The following is a 16,854-nucleotide window of genomic DNA, read 5'->3' as shown; positions in this document are numbered from 1 at the left end:
GCTGCGGGCCATGGGAGATCTTGAAATACGTCCCGCCGTCACCGCCGACGTTCCCGTCATCGTCGCCATGCTCGCCGACGACCCGCTGGGCGCCCAGCGCGAGTCACCGGACGACCTGACGCCCTATCTGGTGGCCCTGGAACGCATCAGCGCCGACCCGAACCAGCACCTGGTCGTCGCCGTACGCGAGGGCCGCGTCGTCGGAACGCTCCAGCTCACGATCATTCCCGGGCTGTCCCGCAAGGGAGCGACCCGATCGGTCATCGAGGGAGTCCGCGTCCACAGCGACGAACGCGGCAGCGGCCTCGGCACGAAGCTCATCCACTGGGCGATCGACGAGTCCCGGCGCCAGAACTGCCAGTTGGTCCAGCTCACCTCCGACGCCACTCGCACCGAGGCCCACCGGTTCTACGAACGACTGGGCTTCGAGGCCTCTCACGTGGGCTTCAAGTTGCCCCTCTGACATGCCGTCCGTATGAGGGCGGGGTGCTGTTTCACGTGAAACAGCACCCCGCCCTCATACGCTCAGCACCCTCATGCACTCGGCCAGGGCTACGAGATCCCTCGCCACCCCTCAGGGTCCACCCCACCCGGCACCGAGGCCCCCTCGTCGTACGGCTGTCGCGTGAACACGAACGACCCGAGGTCCAGATGGTCCACGGACCCGTCGGGCCTTCTCACGGCCCGCAGGGACTCGCCCGCGAAATAGCCGTTGAGTCCGGTCCACGTGCCGTCACCATTCACCCTGAACCGCGCGCCCAGGTCCTCGCCACCGCCCGACAGCGGATCCAGCGAGAGACCTCCGCCGGTCACGAGGCGCAGCGCGAAGGCATGCGTACCCCAATACCACTGCCCCGCCAGCTCCAGCACCGACCGATCGACGTCGGGCAGTGGCCGCCACGGCTCGGGAATCCGGGGCTCGGCCTCCGCCACGATGCGGACGAGATCGGCCGCGACGCTCCACGCGCCGGGGCCTGAAGTGCAGTTGACCAGCACGACGGCCGCCACATCGTCCTCCACACTGATCGTGAGGCCCGCGAGGAAACCCGGAACGGATCCGGAGTGCCCCACGAGGAAGCGGCCCTCGTGCTGCTGGAGTTGCATGCCGAGTCCGTACGCCGCTCCCGCTGCCACATCCGCTACCTCGGCCGGCGCGGCGGGCGTCCGCATCTCGTGCAGGGACTCCTCGCTCAGCACCCGATCGTCGCCCGTGGCGAGGAAGGCTGCGAAGCGAGCCAGGTCTTCTGTGGTGGACCAGAGTTGTCCGGCGGGCGCCATGCGTCCGAAGTGCTCGGTGGGCTCGGGCAGCATCACGTCCGCCCAGGGATGGACGGCCCAGCCACCCGCATGGGGCACCATCGGCTCACAGCTCGTGCGGCGCAGGCCCAGCGGTTCGAGTACCTCACGCCGCAGCACGTCCTCCCAGGGGGCGCCGCGCAGCTCTTCGACGAGGGCGCCCAGGAGGGCGTAGCCGATGTTGGAGTAGTGAAAGCGGCGGCCGACGGGATGCCGGTGCGGCTGTTCACCCAGGGCATCGGCGAGTTCCGGACGCAGCGTGCCGGGGGTGCGCTCCCACCAGGGCGAGGGTGTCTCCGCCGCCAGTCCACCCCGGTGCGCGAGGAGTTCCGCGATCGTGGCCTCCCCCGCGCCGGTGCCCGGCAGATGCTTCTCCAGCGGATCACCGAGGTCCAGTACGCCCTCGTCACGCAGCCGCAGCACCAGGACGGCTGTGAACGTCTTGGTGATCGAGCCGACCCTGTACTGCGTGTTCTCGTCGGGCGCGTGTCCCTCCAGGCAGGTCCGCGTCCCCGTCCACACCGTCCGACCGCCGCGGACGACCGCAGCGACCATCGACGGCGCCCGTCCCTCGGCCTGACCTACGGCGACGCGGTGCAGCAGCGCGCGACGGGTGGCGGGCAGCAGCTCTTCCTCTGGTGTCGTCATGGGGCCCAGTCCAACGGGCCCGGAACCAGGAGTCGAGCGGATTTATGGCGAGCGGATTGATCAGGTCTGAGCCATGTCGACGAAGCGTGAGTAGTGGCCCTGGAAGGCCACGGTGATCGTGGCGGTCGGGCCGTTACGGTGCTTGCCCACGATGATGTCCGCCTCGCCCGCGCGCGGCGACTCCTTCTCGTAGGCGTCCTCGCGGTGCAGGAGGATCACCATGTCCGCGTCCTGCTCGATCGATCCGGACTCACGCAGGTCGGAGACCATGGGCTTCTTGTCCGTGCGCTGCTCGGGGCCACGGTTGAGCTGGGACAGCGCGATCACCGGCAGCTCCAGCTCCTTGGCCAGCAGCTTGAGGTTTCGCGACATGTCGGAGACTTCCTGCTGGCGGCTCTCGGACCGCTTGCCGCCGGACTGCATCAGCTGCAGGTAGTCGATGACGACCAGCTTCAGGTCGCTGCGCTGTTTGAGGCGGCGGCACTTGGCACGGATCTCCATCATCGACAGGTTCGGGGAGTCGTCGATGTAGAGCGGGGCGGCCGAGACGTCCGGCATGCGGCGGGCGAGACGCGTCCAGTCCTCGTCGGTCATCGTGCCGGAGCGCATGTGGTGCAGAGCCACACGCGCCTCGGCGGACAACAGACGCATCGCGATCTCGTTGCGGCCCATTTCGAGCGAGAAGATCACGCTCGGCATGTTGTGCTTGATCGAGCACGCCCGCGCGAAGTCCAGCGCCAGCGTCGACTTACCCATGGCGGGACGGGCGGCGATGATGATCATCTGACCCGGGTGCAGGCCATTCGTGAGCTGATCGAGGTCGGTGAAGCCGGTCGGCACACCCGTCATCTCCCCCGACCGCGACCCGATCGCCTCGATCTCGTCGAGCGCGCCCTCCATGATGTCGCCGAGCGGGAGGTAGTCCTCGGTGGTGCGCTGCTCGGTGACGGCGTAGATCTCCGCCTGCGCCCTGTTCACGATCTCGTCGACGTCGTCGTCGGCCGCGTATCCCATCTGGGTGATGCGCGTGCCCGCCTCGACCAGGCGGCGCAGGACCGCGCGCTCGTGGACGATCTCGGCGTAGTACTCGGCGTTCGCCGCCGTCGGCACCGTCTGGACGAGGGCGTGCAGATACGCGGCACCCCCCACCTTGGTGATCTCGCCGCGCTTGGTGAGCTCGGCGGCGATCGTGATGGGGTCCGCCGGCTCGCCCTTGGCGTAGACGTCGAGGATGGCCTGGTAGATGGTCTCGTGTGCGGGCTTGTAGAAGTCATGGCCCTTGAGGACCTCGACCACGTCCGCGATGGCGTCCTTGGACAGGAGCATGCCGCCGAGGACGGACTGCTCGGCGTCGAGGTCCTGCGGCGGCACCCGTTCGAACGACGGACCCGCGCCCTCCCATGCGCTGTCCTCACGGCCCCGGTCGTGCTGTTCGTCGCGTCCCCGGCCTCCGTTGCCGCGCCGGCGGGAGGCGGGCAGACGGTCGCTGGGTCCGCTGTCGGCCCACGGCTCGTCCAAGGGCTCGGAAATGCTCACCGGGCCACCTCCTCCCGTCCGCCCCCGCGGACCTCGCCGTGCCCCTCTTTCCTACGGCACGACACTGACAAATGAGAGGCCCGACTCCGCTTCCGGCACGTCGGTTCTGCGTGCATATCCGAGACCGGAAGACAGGGCGGGCGCCGGACAACGGTAGGCCTGTCGGCACCGTCAGCCAATCTGGTTATCCACAGGCCATGTGGACGACGGGCCCGATGCTGTGGAGAACTCCACGAAACCTGTGCACGACACGGTGGACAGGCCTGTGAACAAGCCTTGAGGCATTCAGAATCTATGCCTCTGACCTGCTGTTTTCCGATCCACTGGCTGTGCAGAAGAAAAACTTTCACAGCCGGACCAAGATCCTCTCGAACGAGCTGCCACGACACGCCCGAGCGAGAGAAAGGTAAGGGTCGCAGGCCAATTGCATCTCTTACCTGTGGACGGTTAGATTGATGCTCATGACACAGGCTCCCGCGGCAACCAGGGCCGCCCGGCGACAGCACGACCGAGAGATCGTCGCGCTGGCCGTTCCGGCCTTCGGCGCACTCGTCGCCGAGCCTCTCTTCCTGATGGCGGACACCGCCATCGTCGGTCACCTCGGCACCGCACAGCTGGCCGGTCTCGGTGTCGCCGCTGCCCTCCTCACGACCGCAGTGAGCGTCTTCGTCTTCCTCGCGTACGCCACGACGGCCGCGGTCGCCCGACGTGTGGGCGCCGGCGATCTGCGGGCCGCCATCCGCCAGGGCATGGACGGCATCTGGCTCGCGCTCCTTCTCGGTGCGACGGTCGTGGTCGTCGTCCTGCCCGGAGCGCCTGCTCTGGTGGACCTGTTCGGCGCCTCTGACACCGCGGCCCCGTTCGCGACCACGTACCTCCGTATCTCTGCGCTCGGCATCCCGGCGATGCTGATGGTGCTGGCCGCCACGGGCGTCCTGCGCGGACTCCAGGACACGAGGACTCCGCTGTACGTCGCCATAGCGGGCTTCGTCGCCAACGCCGCGCTCAACGCTGGTCTCGTGTACGGCGCCGATCTGGGCATCGCCGGCTCAGCGTGGGGCACGGTCATCGCCCAGTACGGCATGGCCGCCGTGTACCTCGGGGTCGTGGTCCGCGGGGCACGCAGACACGGTGCCTCGCTGCGACCGGACGTAGCGGGGATACGAGCCTGCGCCCAGGCAGGGGCACCGCTTCTGGTGCGTACGCTCTCGCTACGGGCCATCCTGATGATCGCCACCGCGGTCGCAGCGCGCCTCGGGGACACGGAGATCGCAGCGCATCAGATCATTCTGTCCTTGTGGAGCCTGCTGGCCTTCGCACTCGACGCGATCGCCATCGCAGGGCAGGCCATCATCGGCCGTTACCTCGGTGCGGGCGACGCCCACGGTGCGCGGGAGGTATGTCGCCGCATGGTGCAGTGGGGCATCGCCACCGGGATCGTGCTGGGCCTGCTGGTGCTCATCAGCCGCCCCCTGTTCATCCCGCTCTTCACCGGCGATCCGCTCGTCCAGGACGTCGCGTTGCCCGCCCTCGTCGTGGTGGCACTCTCCCAGCCGGTCTCCGGCATCGTGTTCGTTCTCGATGGCGTCCTGATGGGTGCGGGAGACGGCCCCTATCTGGCGTGGGCGATGGTGCTGACCCTCGCGGTCTTCGCCCCCGTGGCCCTGCTCGTCCCAACTTTCGGCGGCGGTCTGACCGCGCTCTGGGGAGCCATGACACTGATGATGACCATGCGCATGCTGACGCTCTGGCTGCGCTCCCGCTCGGGTCGCTGGATCGTCACCGGAGCGACGCGCTGAGCAGGCCGGTGGCATCCGGGTCACCGTGTTTCACGTGAAACACGACGTTTCACGTGAAACACGCCCCAGCAAACATCCGGGGCCGCACCCCGAAGGGTGCGGCCCCGGATACCGCTTCAGCGAGCGCGACGCTTACGCCGCAACGACCTCGATGGCGACCTTGGCAGCCACCTCGGGGTGCAGACGCACGGACGTCTGGTGAGCGCCCAGCGTCTTGATCGGCGCGGCCAGCTCGATGCGGCGCTTGTCGACCTCGGGGCCACCAGAAGCCTTGATCGCCGAGGCGATGTCGGCCGGGGTGACAGAACCGAAGAGACGACCGGCGTCGCCGGAGCGGACGGCCAGGCGGACCCTGACACCCTCGAGCTGGGCCTTGATCTGGTTGGCCTGCTCGATGGTCTGGATCTCGTGGATCTTGCGAGCGCGACGGATCTGCTCGACGTCCTTCTCGCCACCCTTGGTCCAGCGGATCGCGAACTTCCGCGGGATCAGGTAGTTACGGGCGTACCCGTCCTTGACGTCGACGACATCGCCAGCGGCGCCGAGGCCGGAGACCTCGTGGGTGAGGATGATCTTCATGAGTAGGTCACCCTTCCTTTAGCGCGCGGTGGAGGTGTAGGGCAGCAGCGCCATCTCACGGCTGTTCTTCACGGCCGTGGCGACGTCACGCTGGTGCTGCGTGCAGTTGCCGGTCACGCGGCGGGCACGGATCTTGCCGCGGTCGGAAATGAACTTCCGCAGCATGTTCGTGTCCTTGTAGTCCACATACGTGACCTTGTCCTTGCAGAAAGCGCAGACCTTCTTCTTCGGCTTGCGCACAGGCGGCTTCGCCATGGTGTTTCTCCTGTGTGATCAAGAAGTTTGGGGTACGGCCCCGCCCTCGCCACAAAGGACCGGCATCCCGGTCCTCGGTGCCTAGAAGGGGGGCTCGTCCGAGTAGCCGCCGCCACCGCCGCCGCCGCCGGAGCCTCCGCCCCAGCCACCGCCGCCGCCCTGGTTGCCACCAGCGGGAGCGCCGGTCGCCCAGGGGTCGTCGGCGGGAGCGCCGCCGCCCTGCTGGCCGCCACCGGGGCCTCCGCCCCAGCCGCCGCCACCCTGGCCGCCACCGCCACCGCCGCCGTAACCGCCCTGGCCACCGCGAGCGCCACCGGAGGTCTTGGTGACCTTGGCCGTGGCGCTGCGCAGGCTCGCGCCGACCTCGTCGACGTCGAGTTCGTAGACCGTGCGCTTGACGCCCTCACGGTCCTCGTAGGACCGCTGCTTCAGCCGGCCCTGCACGATGACGCGCATGCCTCGCTGGAGCGACTCGGCGACGTTTTCCGCCGCCTGACGCCAGACAGAGCAGGTCAGGAACAGGCTCTCGCCGTCCTTCCACTCGTTCGTCTGGCGGTCGAAGGTGCGGGGCGTGGACGCGACACGGAACTTCGCGACCGCCGCACCGGAAGGGGTGAAGCGCAGCTCGGGGTCGTCGACAAGATTGCCGACGACCGTGATGACGGTCTCGCCTGCCATGGGGAACCTCTCGGCGGGATTGCTGCTGGCTGCTGGTGCTGCTACTCGAGTCCCGAGATCAGCTGAGCGGGAGTGCTCAGTGGGTCTCGGGGCGGAGGACCTTGGTCCGGAGGACCGACTCGTTCAGGTTCATCTGGCGGTCGAGCTCCTTGACGACCGCAGGCTCGGCCTGAAGGTCGATGACCGAGTAGATGCCCTCAGGCTTCTTCTTGATCTCGTACGAGAGACGACGACGGCCCCAGGTGTCGACCTTCTCGACCTTTCCGTTGCCCTCACGGACGACGGAGAGGAAGTTCTCGATCAGGGGGGCGACGGCGCGCTCCTCCAGATCGGGGTCGAGGATGACCATCACCTCGTAGTGACGCATGTAGAACCCACCTCCTTTGGACTCAGCGGCCACGGTCGTTCCGTGGCAGGAGGGTTGTGATGCGTACGCAACGGTATCGGCCGCCACTGACAATCGGGGATCCCGGCTGGGATCCCCCGTCGTGGCCAGGGCAGACACCTTGCAGACGGTACAGAGTACCCGCACCCGTCCTCCGGGTTGAAATCAGGCGGCGCGGACCGTCAATCTGTACACATCGGGTGTGTAAGGCGCTACGATGCGCCGCCTTCCGCAGGAGGTGCCCTATGGCACAGATAATGCGACCCAACATCGCCGGATCCCTGTTCGCCACCGATCACAAGCCCCATCCCGTGCAGGACACCCTTCTTGCCGTGACGCTCGTGCTCGGGGTGGTCTCCTTCGTCACGGCGATGTTCCACCATCTGCACCTGCTCAGTTCCTGGACAGGGCTGGTGGGGATCCTGACCGGGGCGTACGGGCAGTTCATCTCCGAGACGACCCGTGAGCGCTTCGGTCTGATCGTGGGTCTCGGTGCCTCGGCGGTCGGCTTCTTCCTCGGCATGGCACACGGGGGCCTCTTCGGCGGGCTCATCGGCTGATCCCGTCGCGTCCGGCTGACGGGGCATCGGCAGGCTCTCGGCCGACGACCCGTCAGCCGGCCGGACAACACCCCTCGGCGTCCCGCCCACGCACCGGTCGGGACCCAGGTTGCATACGGCCAGACGGCGCGCTCGCAGGGCGCAGTAGGCTTCGGCGCTAGAGCCGGAGCCCCTGTACCCATGGGGACACACCAGCCCGAGGAGCGCCCCGAATGAGCCTGACCCTGAGGACGATCAGCCGAGAGCAGCATCTGGCGTACATCCAGAGCCTGCCGGCGGCGAGCCACATGCAGGTCCCGGCCTGGGCCGATGTCAAGGCGGAGTGGCGCTCCGAGAGCCTCGGGTGGTTCGACAAGACGGGCGAGATGGTCGGCGCCGGCCTTGTCCTGTACCGGCAGCTGCCCAAGATCAAGCGCTACCTCGCCTATCTGCCCGAGGGCCCGGTCATCAACTGGTTCGCGCCGAATCTGACCGACTGGCTGGAACCGATGCTCGCGCACCTCAAGCAGCAGGGCGCCTTCTCCGTGAAGATGGGCCCGCCGGTGATCATCCGCCGCTGGGAAGCCACGTCCATCAAGAAGGGCATCCAGGACCCGGACGTGAAGCGCCTGCGCGACATCGAGGCCGACTTCATCGAGCCGCGGGCCTTCGAGGTCTCCGACAAGCTGCGCCGCATGGGCTGGCAGCAGGGCGAGGACGGCGGGGCCGGCTTCGGTGACGTCCAGCCCCGCTACGTCTTCCAGGTGCCGCTCGCGAACCGCTCCCTGGAAGAGGTCCACAAGAACTTCAACCAGCTGTGGCGGCGCAACATCAAGAAGGCCGAGAAGGCGGGCGTCGAGGTCGTCCAGGGCGGTTACCACGACCTGGAGGAGTGGCAGCGGCTCTACGAGATCACGGCCGTGCGCGACCGTTTCCGGCCGCGGCCGCTGTCGTACTTCCAGCGCATGTGGACGGCCCTCAACACCGAGGACCCCAACCGCATGCGGCTGTACTTCGCCCGGCACAACGGCGTGAACCTGTCGGCGGCGACGATGCTGGTCGTCGGCGGGCACGTCTGGTACTCGTACGGCGCGTCGGACAACATCGGGCGTGAGGTCCGGCCCTCGAACGCCATGCAGTGGCGGATGCTGCGCGACTCCTATGCCCTCGGCGCGACCGTGTACGACCTGCGCGGCATCTCCGACTCGCTGGACGAGACGGACCACCTTTTCGGTCTGATCCAGTTCAAGGTGGGCACGGGCGGGCAGGCCGCGGAGTACCTGGGCGAGTGGGACTTCCCGCTCAACAAGCTGCTCCACAAGGCGCTCGACATGTACATGTCGCGCCGCTGACGCGGTCCGGCATCGCCCCGCCGGTCCGGCGGATGCACCACAATTGCGCTTCACACCCTGATACACGGCAGCCACAAGAAAGGTTCCGGGACCGGCCATGGCGCTCACGCTCTCCGTCGACACCGCGCGCTGGCGGGCACACCACAAGCATGTGCAGGAGCAGTTCCCGGGGCTCGTCCCCGTCTGCAAGGGCAACGGCTACGGCTTCGGCCACGAGCGGCTGGCGGAGGAGGCCACGCGCCTCGGGTCGGACATCCTCGCCATCGGCACCACCTACGAGGCCGCCCGGATCAAGGACTGGTTCAGCGGCGACCTGCTCGTGCTCACACCGTTCCGGCGGGGCGAGGAGCCGGTGCCGCTGCCCGACCGCGTCATCCGCTCCGTGTCGTCCGTGGACGGCGTGTACGGTCTCGTGGGCGCGCGCGTGGTCATCGAGGTCATGTCCTCGATGAAGCGGCACGGTGTGAGCGAGCAGGACCTGCCCCAGCTCCACGCCGCCATAGAGAATGTCCGCCTGGAGGGGTTCGCCCTCCACCTGCCGCTGGACCGCACCGACGGCTCGGACGCCGTCGAGGAGGTCATCGGCTGGATGGACCGCCTGCGTGCGGCCCGTCTGCCGCTTCACACGATGTTCGTCAGCCACCTCAAGGCCGAGGAGCTTGTCCGCCTGCAGCAGCAGTTCCCGCAGACCCGCTTCCGCGCCCGTATCGGCACGCGGCTGTGGCTGGGGGACCACGAGGCGACCGAGTACCGCGGTGCCGTCCTGGACGTCACACGGGTCTCGAAGGGCGACCGCTTCGGCTACCGACAGCAGAAGGCGGCCTCCGACGGCTACCTGGTGGTCGTGGCGGGCGGTACGTCGCACGGGGTGGGCCTGGAGGCCCCGAAGGCGCTGCACGGCGTCATGCCGCGCGCCAAGGGCGTCGCACGCGCCGGCCTCGCCACGGTCAACCGGAACCTTTCTCCGTTCGTCTGGGGCGGCAAGCAGCGCTGGTTCGCTGAGCCGCCGCACATGCAGGTGTCGATCCTCTTCGTGCCCGCGGACGCCCCGGAACCGAAGGTGGGCGAGGAACTGGTGGCCCACCTGCGGCACACCACCACGCAGTTCGACCGGATCGTCGACCGCTGACCCGGCGCGGCCCCGGCTTTCGCTCGCCTCTCCGTACGCAGAAGGCCGTACACGGACTCCGTGTACGGCCTTCTGCGTACCTTCCCTACGGCCTGTTCGCTCAGGGCGAACTCTCGGTGGTACCGCAGCCACCCCATTCGACGTGCGGCCCGTCGAGGTGCGCCGCGTGGCGCGGCGGGTGGGCCGCAGCACCGAGCACGAAACGGTCCTCCGCGCCGTCCAGTACGCCGCCCGCGGGATCGTCGTCGCCGGCCCGGCGCACCACGTCACGCTCCGGCAGGTAGATGTCCCGTACGACGACGGCGCACAGATACAGCGTCCCCAGCAGGTGGACGGCGATGGCGAGTTGGTAGCCCTCGGTCGGCAGCCCCTTGTGGGCATCCCCGCTGGTTGTGTAGGCGAGGTACATCCAGATTCCGAGGAAGTACGCGACCTCGCACGCCTGCCAGATCAGGAAGTCCCGCCAGCGGGGCCGGGCCAGCACGGCGAGAGGGACCAGCCAGAGCACGTACTGCGGCGAGTAGACCTTGTTGGTGAGGATGAAGGCCGCGACGATCAGGAAGACAAGCTGGGCGAGGCGTGGCCGGCGCGGGGCCGTGAACGCTAGTGCCGCGACGCCCCCGCAGGCGAGCACCATCATGATCATCGCGGAGGTGTTGGCCGTGTCCGGGGTGATCTGGATGTCGAACCGCTGCGAGAGGAGGAGGAAGATCGAGCCGAAGTCGACTCCCCGCTCGCGACTGAAGCTGTAGAACTTCGCCCACCCCTCCGGAGCGAGGAACATCACCGGAAGGTTCACGGCGAGCCAGGCGCCGACAGCCCCGAGCAGCGCCGTCCCGAACTCCCGCCACTTGCCCGCCCGCCAGCACAGCACGAGGAGCGGCCCGAAAACCAGGAACGGATAGAACTTGGCGGCCGTGGCGAGCCCCACCAGCACACCGAAGGCCAAGGGGCGCCGCCGTGACCACATCAGCATCCCGGCGGCAAGCAGAGCCACGGCGAGCAGGTCCCAGTTGATGGTCGCCGTCAGCGCGAAGGCGGGCGCGAGGGCCACCAGAAGGCCGTCCCAGGGGCGACGACGCTGGGTGCGCACGGTGCAGACGGCGATGACCGCCGCGCACACCATCAGCATCCCGGCATTGACCATCCAGTACCACTGCTCCTGGTCCTGGATGCTGCCGCTGCCCGGGGTGAGCCAGGAGGCAACCTCCATGAACACACCGGTCAGCACGGGGTACTCCAGGTACTCCATGTCGCCGGAGAGCTTGTCGAAGTACGGCACCAGGCCGTCGGCGAAGCCGCGCCCCTGGTAGAGGTGCGGGATGTCCGAGTAGCACGCGTGCGTGTACTGGGAGCTGGCCCCGAAGAACCAGGCACCGTCGTAACAGGGCAGCTTCTGGACCATGCCGAGGGCGAACATGCCGATCGCCACGAGCGCGACCACCCGCACGGGAGTCCACCAGGACGTCCCGAGCAGTGCGCGCCGCCCGATGGGGCCGCCGATCAGCTCACTGCCGCTCGCGGCGACCTCGTCCTCCTTGGTCGGCCGCACCGGCTCCGGCTCGTCCACGCTCACTGGCGTCGTGTCTGCACTGGGCATGCCGCACATCCTGCCGTACGTACCTAGGAAAAAACCGAGGGCCGCCGCACCCGGTGGGGTGCGGCGGCCCTCGTTTCACGTGAAACACCTCACGACGGATGTTTCACGTGAAACACCCCCGGCGGTGCCCACCTACCGGTGGCCGGCGATCGGTCATCCGAAGATGCCTCCGCCGTTGCCATTGCCTCTCGTGTTGCCATCGGATTCCGTCGGTGACGGACTCACACCGCCGTCCGTGCCTCCGGCGTCCGTACCACCCGCATCGTTGCCACCCACGTCGTTGCAGGTCGGGTCGAACGGGTTGCAGGTCTCGCTCGGTGTGGGCGACGGTGAGACCTCGCTCTCACTCGGCGACGGGCTGGGATCCGTGCTCTCCTCGTCCGACGGGGTGGGAGTCGGGGTGGGAGTCGGGTCCGGATCGTCGTTGACCACGACACCGATGGGTTCGGGCGTGGGGAAGTCGAGGACCTTCTTGCCCTTGAGCGCCTGCTCCATGTAGTCGTGCCAGATTTCTGACGGGAACGAGGCACCGTGGATCGACTTCTGACCACCGGTTCCGTACATCTGCAGGAACTCGCGGTTCTTGATCTTCTCGTTGTCGTCCATGCGGTACATGCCGATGGCTGTCGACAACTGCGGGGTGTACCCGACGAACCAGGCGGACTTGTTGCCGTCGGTGGTACCGGTCTTGCCGGCCACGTCACGGCCCGGCAGCTTGGCGTTGGTACCGGTTCCCTCGTCGACCACGGTCTTCAGGACGTCGGTGACGTTGTCGGCGACCTTGGCGGTGAAGGCCTGCTTGGTCTTGGCGATGTCCTGGTGGTTGAAGACGACACCGTCCTCGCCCTCGATCTCCTTCACCGAGTAGAGGTCGCGCTGCTTGCCACTGTCCGCGAAGGTGGAGTACGCCCCGGCCATACGGATGGCGCTCGGGTCGGAGATGCCGATCGAGAAGGACGGGTAACTGGTGCCCGTCAGGCTGCTCTCGAGGAGACCCGCGTCCATGGCGGACTCCTTGACCTTGTCAAGGCCGACGTCCATGCCGAGCTGAACGAACGCGGAGTTCGCCGAGACCCTCATCGCCTCACGAACGCTGATGTCGTAGTTCGGCGGGCTGCCGTACGACTCGTCTCCGTCATTGGCCTGCAGCCACTCCTCGCCCTTCTCGTTCGTCCAGATGTCGCCGTTGTACTCCTTGACCTTGAGGTTGTTCTTGCCGCTGAACAGGCTCTTCGGGGAGACGATGGTCCGTTCGTCCTGCGGCTGCTCCTCGTCGCCGTTCTTGTCACGCACGCCCCACTTCATGGCGGCGGCCAGCACGAAGGGCTTGAACGTCGAGCCCACCTGGGCGCCGGTCTGGTCGGCGTTGTTGGTGAAGTGCTTGGTCGCGTCCGCGCCGCCGTAGATCGCCCTGATGGCGCCGGTGGTCGGGTCCACCGAAGCCCCGCCGAACTCGACGTGGGTGTCCGTCTTCGGGCGCTCCTTGGGCTTGATGTTCTCCTTGCGGACCTTCGTCACGGCATCGGAGAGCTGGTTGACCATCTTCTTGTCGAAGGTCGTGTGGATCTCGTAGCCGCCCCGCCGCAGGTCGATCTCCGAGATGTTGGTGTTCTTGATGATGTAGGCCCTGGCGAGGTCGACGAGGTAACCGACCTGGCCCTTCAGATCATTGTTCGAGCGAGGGCTCTGGACCTTGGGGAACGACGGGTACTTGGCCGCCTCGGACTGGCTGAGGTGCCCGTCCTTGACCATCTCGCCGAGGATCCACTTCCAGCGTTCCTCGGCCCGCTTGCGGTTGGCCTGAGGAGTGGCAGCGGGGTCGATCTCGACGGAGCCCGCGGGGTCGTAGTACGTCGCTCCCTTGAGCACGCCGGCCAGGAAGGCGCACTCACTCGGGTTCAGCTCGTCGGCGTCCTTGTTGAAGTAGGCACGGGCGGCGGCCTGGATGCCGTAGGCGTTGCGCCCGTAGTAGGCGGTGTTCAGGTAGCCGCTCATCACCTCGTCCTTGGACTTCTTCGTGCCCACCTTGATGGAGATGAAGAGTTCCTTGAACTTCCGGGTCAGGGTCTGCGACTGATCGTCCAGCATCGCGTTCTTCACGTACTGCTGGGTGATGGTCGAGCCACCCTGGGTGTCGCCGCCCTTGGCCATGTTGACGAGGGCACGCGCGATACCCATCGGGTCGACGCCGCTGTCGGTCTCGAACGTCTTGTTCTCGGCCGAGATGACCGCGTACCGCATCGCCTTGGGGATCTTGGAGTACGCGATGATCTGGCGGTTCGCCTCACCACCGCTGGAGACCATCGGGCTGCCGTCGTCCCAGTAGTAGACGTTGTTCTGCGCCTGGGCCGCCTTGGCCGGGTCGGGCACGCCAACGAGCGCGTAACCGATGCCCGCGACCGCCACCAGGCTCCCGAAGAAGCCGATGATCAGACCCGTCACGAGCCGCCATGACGGCACCCAGCGGGCACCACCGTACTTCCCCGCGCGGGGGTAGTCGATGATCCGTTTCCCTGGAGGCGGCGCGGCACGCCCTCTGCCGCGCCCGGGACCACGTCCCGCGCCTTCGGGTGCCGCTCTGCGGCGGCCACCCCCTGTACTTCTCTGTGCCGCCCGCCGGGCTTCGGCACGGCCGCCGTACGGGCGCTCCTCACCTCCCGCGCCATAGGAGTCGGAAGGAGACCCGGTGGCGCCTCGCGGTGCCGCGCGGCGGCCGGAGGACGCCGACTGGCCGCGTCGGGCCGCAGCACGTCCGTCTCCCTGCGGCTGCGGCGGTTTGCGACGGTGCTCGCTCATCGAACGACTACTCCTCGGGCAGGCGCACCCCTGCGCGCCTGGAAACGGCGGCTGGTTTCCTGTCCCCCCGAAGTACGGATGCGGTCGTGTTGGCATTCATCCGTACTGCACCAAGGACGACGACGTCCTCAGACGTCACTCGGTTCCCGGTGGTGTGCATGGCGCACACACTACGCACCACCAAAACCCCCGAGGACCGAACTTCATCCCAAACCAGGCAACTTGCCTGCAACGAAACGGTGATGTGATCCCGTTCACCGTGCTCCCTCTTGTCGCACCCGGAGGGTCGTTCTATCGTCGAGATGTATCGAGTCGATACATCAGCTCGGCATAAAGAGGTGCCGACGAGGCCGCGGCAGAGAGGAGGCGACGATGAGCCGGCGCTCCGGAATCCTCGAGTTCGCCGTACTCGGGCTGCTCCGCGAATCTCCGATGCACGGCTATGAGCTGCGCAAACGACTCAATACGTCACTGGGTGTGTTCCGCGCCTTCAGCTACGGGACGCTCTACCCCTGCCTCAAGACGCTGGTTGCCAACGGCTGGTTGATCGAGGAATCGGGGGGCGCGCAGGACGAGACTCCCGCCGCCCCGCTCACCGGGCGCCGGGCAAAAATCGTCTACCGGTTGACGGCGGAAGGTAAGGAGCACTTCGAGGATCTGCTTTCGCAGACGGGCCCCGACGCGTACGAGGACGAGACCTTCGCCGCTCGTTTCGCCTTCTTCGGGCAGACCTCCCGCGACGTGCGCATGCGCGTCCTGGAGGGCCGTCGCAGCCGCTTGGAGGAGCGGCTGGAGAAGATGCGCGCCTCCCTGGCGCGCACCCGGGAGCGCCTCGACGACTACACGCTTGAGCTCCAGCGCCACGGGATGGAGTCCGTGGAGCGCGAAGTGCGCTGGCTGAACGAGCTCATCGAGAGCGAGCGGGCGGGCCGTGACCTCAAGGGGCGCGCCCATGGAGAACCCGCTCGCGACACCACAGAGGGAGCGCCGGGCGTCCTGCCCCGGCCCGGGGACGACCCCGGTCCGGATACGCCCGGCGACACTGCCACGTGAGACCCCTGCCAGGGCCTCACTCGTACACACAGGGAGCAACCGGAATGGGTTCGGTTCGCGTAGCCATCGTCGGTGTGGGCAATTGCGCCGCATCGCTGGTGCAGGGAGTCGAGTACTACAAGGACGCCGACCCGGCGTCCAAGGTCCCCGGCCTGATGCACGTCCAGTTCGGCGACTACCACGTCCGCGATGTCGAGTTCGTCGCCGCGTTCGACGTAGACGCCAAGAAGGTCGGCCTGGATCTCGCCGACGCCATCGGCGCCTCCGAGAACAACACCATCAAGATCTGCGACGTGCCCAGCACCGGCGTGACCGTTCAGCGCGGCCACACCCTCGACGGCCTGGGCAAGTACTACCGGGCCACCATCGAGGAGGCCGCCGAGGAGCCGGTCGACGTCGTCCAGGTCCTCAAGGACAGGCAGGTCGACGTCCTCGTCTGCTACCTGCCGGTGGGGTCCGAGGACGCGGCGAAGTTCTACGCCCAGTGCGCCATCGATGCCAAGGTCGCCTTCGTCAACGCCCTTCCGGTCTTCATCGCCGGCACCAAGGAGTGGGCGGACAAGTTCACCGAGGCGGGCGTCCCGATCGTCGGGGACGACATCAAGTCGCAGGTCGGCGCGACCATCACGCACCGTGTCATGGCGAAGCTGTTCGAGGACCGGGGCGTCATCCTGGACCGCACGATGCAGCTGAACGTCGGCGGCAACATGGACTTCAAGAACATGCTCGAGCGTGAGCGCCTGGAGTCCAAGAAGATCTCCAAGACGCAGGCCGTGACCTCCCAGATCCGCGACCGGGAGCTCGGCGAGGGCAACGTCCACATCGGTCCCTCCGACTGGGTCGCCTGGCTCGACGACCGCAAGTGGGCCTACGTCCGTCTGGAGGGCCGTGCCTTCGGTGACGTCCCGCTGAACCTGGAGTACAAGCTCGAGGTGTGGGACTCCCCGAACTCCGCCGGTGTCATCATCGACGCCGTGCGCGCCGCCAAGATCGCCAAGGACCGCGGCATCGCAGGCCCGATCCTGTCGGCCTCGAGCTACTTCATGAAGTCCCCGCCGGTCCAGTACTTCGACGACGAGGCCCGCGAGAACGTGGAGAAGTTCATCAAGGGCGAGGTCGAGCGCTAGCGGCTGACCAACCGCCGCGCACCGGCACAACAGGGCCCTGAGGCGCTTCGCCCCGAGTCCTGCGGGGGTCCCCGGGTCGCAT

At 67.5% G+C, this 16,854-nt stretch carries 15 protein-coding genes; 7 read left to right on the top strand and 8 right to left on the bottom strand.

Features of this window, described 5'->3' with window-relative positions; genetic code table 11:
• Positions 1–10 precede the first annotated feature (10 nt).
• Entirely contained in the window at positions 11–463 is a 453-nt protein-coding gene (locus AB0959_RS10990) for a GNAT family N-acetyltransferase (RefSeq protein ID WP_366826040.1), read from the top strand.
• Positions 464–552: 89 nt separating this feature from the next.
• On the opposite strand, the gene AB0959_RS10985 is transcribed toward AB0959_RS10990, so the two are convergent.
• On the bottom strand, positions 553–1,944 hold the full coding sequence (locus AB0959_RS10985) for a serine hydrolase domain-containing protein (protein WP_366826039.1): 1,392 nt from the start codon (positions 1,942–1,944) through the stop codon (positions 553–555).
• 60 nt (positions 1,945–2,004) lie between these two features.
• Positions 2,005–3,480, bottom strand: a complete 1,476-nt coding sequence (gene dnaB, locus AB0959_RS10980; RefSeq protein WP_366826038.1) for a replicative DNA helicase — start codon at positions 3,478–3,480, stop codon at positions 2,005–2,007.
• 455 nt (positions 3,481–3,935) lie between these two features.
• Between dnaB and AB0959_RS10975 the strand changes: the two genes are divergently transcribed.
• Positions 3,936–5,279: an MATE family efflux transporter gene (locus AB0959_RS10975; RefSeq protein WP_366826037.1), complete on the top strand. Its 1,344-nt coding sequence runs from the start codon at positions 3,936–3,938 to the stop codon at positions 5,277–5,279.
• 132 nt (positions 5,280–5,411) lie between these two features.
• On the opposite strand, the gene rplI is transcribed toward AB0959_RS10975, so the two are convergent.
• The 4 genes from rplI to rpsF all read right to left on the bottom strand — a co-directional run bounded on the left by rplI (position 5,412) and on the right by rpsF (position 7,158).
• A complete protein-coding gene (rplI, locus tag AB0959_RS10970; RefSeq protein ID WP_366826036.1) occupies positions 5,412–5,858 on the bottom strand; it encodes a 50S ribosomal protein L9 in 447 nt (148 codons plus the stop codon).
• Between the two features lie 18 nt (positions 5,859–5,876).
• Positions 5,877–6,113 (bottom strand): 30S ribosomal protein S18, encoded by a 237-nt coding sequence (gene rpsR / locus AB0959_RS10965; protein WP_003949403.1) that lies wholly within the window; start codon positions 6,111–6,113, stop codon positions 5,877–5,879.
• An 81-nt stretch (positions 6,114–6,194) separates the two neighbouring features.
• Positions 6,195–6,791, bottom strand: a complete 597-nt coding sequence (locus AB0959_RS10960) for a single-stranded DNA-binding protein (RefSeq protein WP_366826035.1) — start codon at positions 6,789–6,791, stop codon at positions 6,195–6,197.
• Between the two features lie 76 nt (positions 6,792–6,867).
• Positions 6,868–7,158, bottom strand: a complete 291-nt coding sequence (gene rpsF, locus AB0959_RS10955; protein WP_005482942.1) for a 30S ribosomal protein S6 — start codon at positions 7,156–7,158, stop codon at positions 6,868–6,870.
• Between the two features lie 263 nt (positions 7,159–7,421).
• Here rpsF and AB0959_RS10950 point away from each other — a divergent pair, with 263 nt between their 5' ends.
• The 3 genes from AB0959_RS10950 to AB0959_RS10940 all read left to right on the top strand — a co-directional run bounded on the left by AB0959_RS10950 (position 7,422) and on the right by AB0959_RS10940 (position 10,196).
• Positions 7,422–7,736: a hypothetical protein gene (locus AB0959_RS10950; RefSeq protein ID WP_366826034.1), complete on the top strand. Its 315-nt coding sequence runs from the start codon at positions 7,422–7,424 to the stop codon at positions 7,734–7,736.
• 212 nt (positions 7,737–7,948) lie between these two features.
• Complete coding sequence (gene femX, locus AB0959_RS10945) at positions 7,949–9,067, top strand: peptidoglycan bridge formation glycyltransferase FemX (RefSeq protein ID WP_366826033.1); 1,119 nt, start codon at positions 7,949–7,951, stop codon at positions 9,065–9,067.
• 97 nt (positions 9,068–9,164) lie between these two features.
• Entirely contained in the window at positions 9,165–10,196 is a 1,032-nt protein-coding gene (locus AB0959_RS10940) for an alanine racemase (protein ID WP_366826032.1), read from the top strand.
• Between the two features lie 100 nt (positions 10,197–10,296).
• On the opposite strand, the gene AB0959_RS10935 is transcribed toward AB0959_RS10940, so the two are convergent.
• Together AB0959_RS10935 and AB0959_RS10930 are read right to left on the bottom strand one after the other, a co-directional pair.
• A complete protein-coding gene (locus AB0959_RS10935; RefSeq protein ID WP_366826031.1) occupies positions 10,297–11,805 on the bottom strand; it encodes a glycosyltransferase 87 family protein in 1,509 nt (502 codons plus the stop codon).
• Positions 11,806–11,949: 144 nt separating this feature from the next.
• Complete coding sequence (locus tag AB0959_RS10930) at positions 11,950–14,592, bottom strand: transglycosylase domain-containing protein (RefSeq protein WP_366826030.1); 2,643 nt, start codon at positions 14,590–14,592, stop codon at positions 11,950–11,952.
• A 372-nt stretch (positions 14,593–14,964) separates the two neighbouring features.
• Between AB0959_RS10930 and AB0959_RS10925 the strand changes: the two genes are divergently transcribed.
• Both AB0959_RS10925 and AB0959_RS10920 read left to right on the top strand, forming a co-directional pair.
• On the top strand, positions 14,965–15,645 hold the full coding sequence (locus AB0959_RS10925; RefSeq protein WP_366826029.1) for a helix-turn-helix transcriptional regulator: 681 nt from the start codon (positions 14,965–14,967) through the stop codon (positions 15,643–15,645).
• 44 nt (positions 15,646–15,689) lie between these two features.
• On the top strand, positions 15,690–16,772 hold the full coding sequence (locus tag AB0959_RS10920) for an inositol-3-phosphate synthase (protein ID WP_366826028.1): 1,083 nt from the start codon (positions 15,690–15,692) through the stop codon (positions 16,770–16,772).
• Positions 16,773–16,854 lie beyond the last annotated feature (82 nt).

It is taken from the genome of Streptomyces sp. NPDC046862 (assembly GCF_040704615.1).
Classification (GTDB): domain Bacteria; phylum Actinomycetota; class Actinomycetes; order Streptomycetales; family Streptomycetaceae; genus Streptomyces.
Note: the sequence above shows the minus strand (reverse complement) of the source record. Positions and strands in the feature narration are given on the sequence as shown.

Bases quoted from the DNA above. Each gene is read 5' to 3' on its own strand.
- AB0959_RS10990 (WP_366826040.1), top strand. From the start codon at position 11: ATGGGAGATCTTGAAATACGTCCCGCCGTCACCGCCGACGTTCCCGTC.
- AB0959_RS10985 (WP_366826039.1), bottom strand. From the start codon at position 1,944: ATGACGACACCAGAGGAAGAGCTGCTGCCCGCCACCCGTCGCGCGCTG.
- AB0959_RS10975 (WP_366826037.1), top strand. From the start codon at position 3,936: ATGCTCATGACACAGGCTCCCGCGGCAACCAGGGCCGCCCGGCGACAG.
- rplI (WP_366826036.1), bottom strand. From the start codon at position 5,858: ATGAAGATCATCCTCACCCACGAGGTCTCCGGCCTCGGCGCCGCTGGC.
- rpsR (WP_003949403.1), bottom strand. From the start codon at position 6,113: ATGGCGAAGCCGCCTGTGCGCAAGCCGAAGAAGAAGGTCTGCGCTTTC.
- AB0959_RS10960 (WP_366826035.1), bottom strand. From the start codon at position 6,791: ATGGCAGGCGAGACCGTCATCACGGTCGTCGGCAATCTTGTCGACGAC.
- rpsF (WP_005482942.1), bottom strand. From the start codon at position 7,158: ATGCGTCACTACGAGGTGATGGTCATCCTCGACCCCGATCTGGAGGAG.
- AB0959_RS10950 (WP_366826034.1), top strand. From the start codon at position 7,422: ATGGCACAGATAATGCGACCCAACATCGCCGGATCCCTGTTCGCCACC.
- femX (WP_366826033.1), top strand. From the start codon at position 7,949: ATGAGCCTGACCCTGAGGACGATCAGCCGAGAGCAGCATCTGGCGTAC.
- AB0959_RS10940 (WP_366826032.1), top strand. From the start codon at position 9,165: ATGGCGCTCACGCTCTCCGTCGACACCGCGCGCTGGCGGGCACACCAC.
- AB0959_RS10935 (WP_366826031.1), bottom strand. From the start codon at position 11,805: ATGTGCGGCATGCCCAGTGCAGACACGACGCCAGTGAGCGTGGACGAG.
- AB0959_RS10930 (WP_366826030.1), bottom strand. From the start codon at position 14,592: ATGAGCGAGCACCGTCGCAAACCGCCGCAGCCGCAGGGAGACGGACGT.
- AB0959_RS10925 (WP_366826029.1), top strand. From the start codon at position 14,965: ATGAGCCGGCGCTCCGGAATCCTCGAGTTCGCCGTACTCGGGCTGCTC.
- AB0959_RS10920 (WP_366826028.1), top strand. From the start codon at position 15,690: ATGGGTTCGGTTCGCGTAGCCATCGTCGGTGTGGGCAATTGCGCCGCA.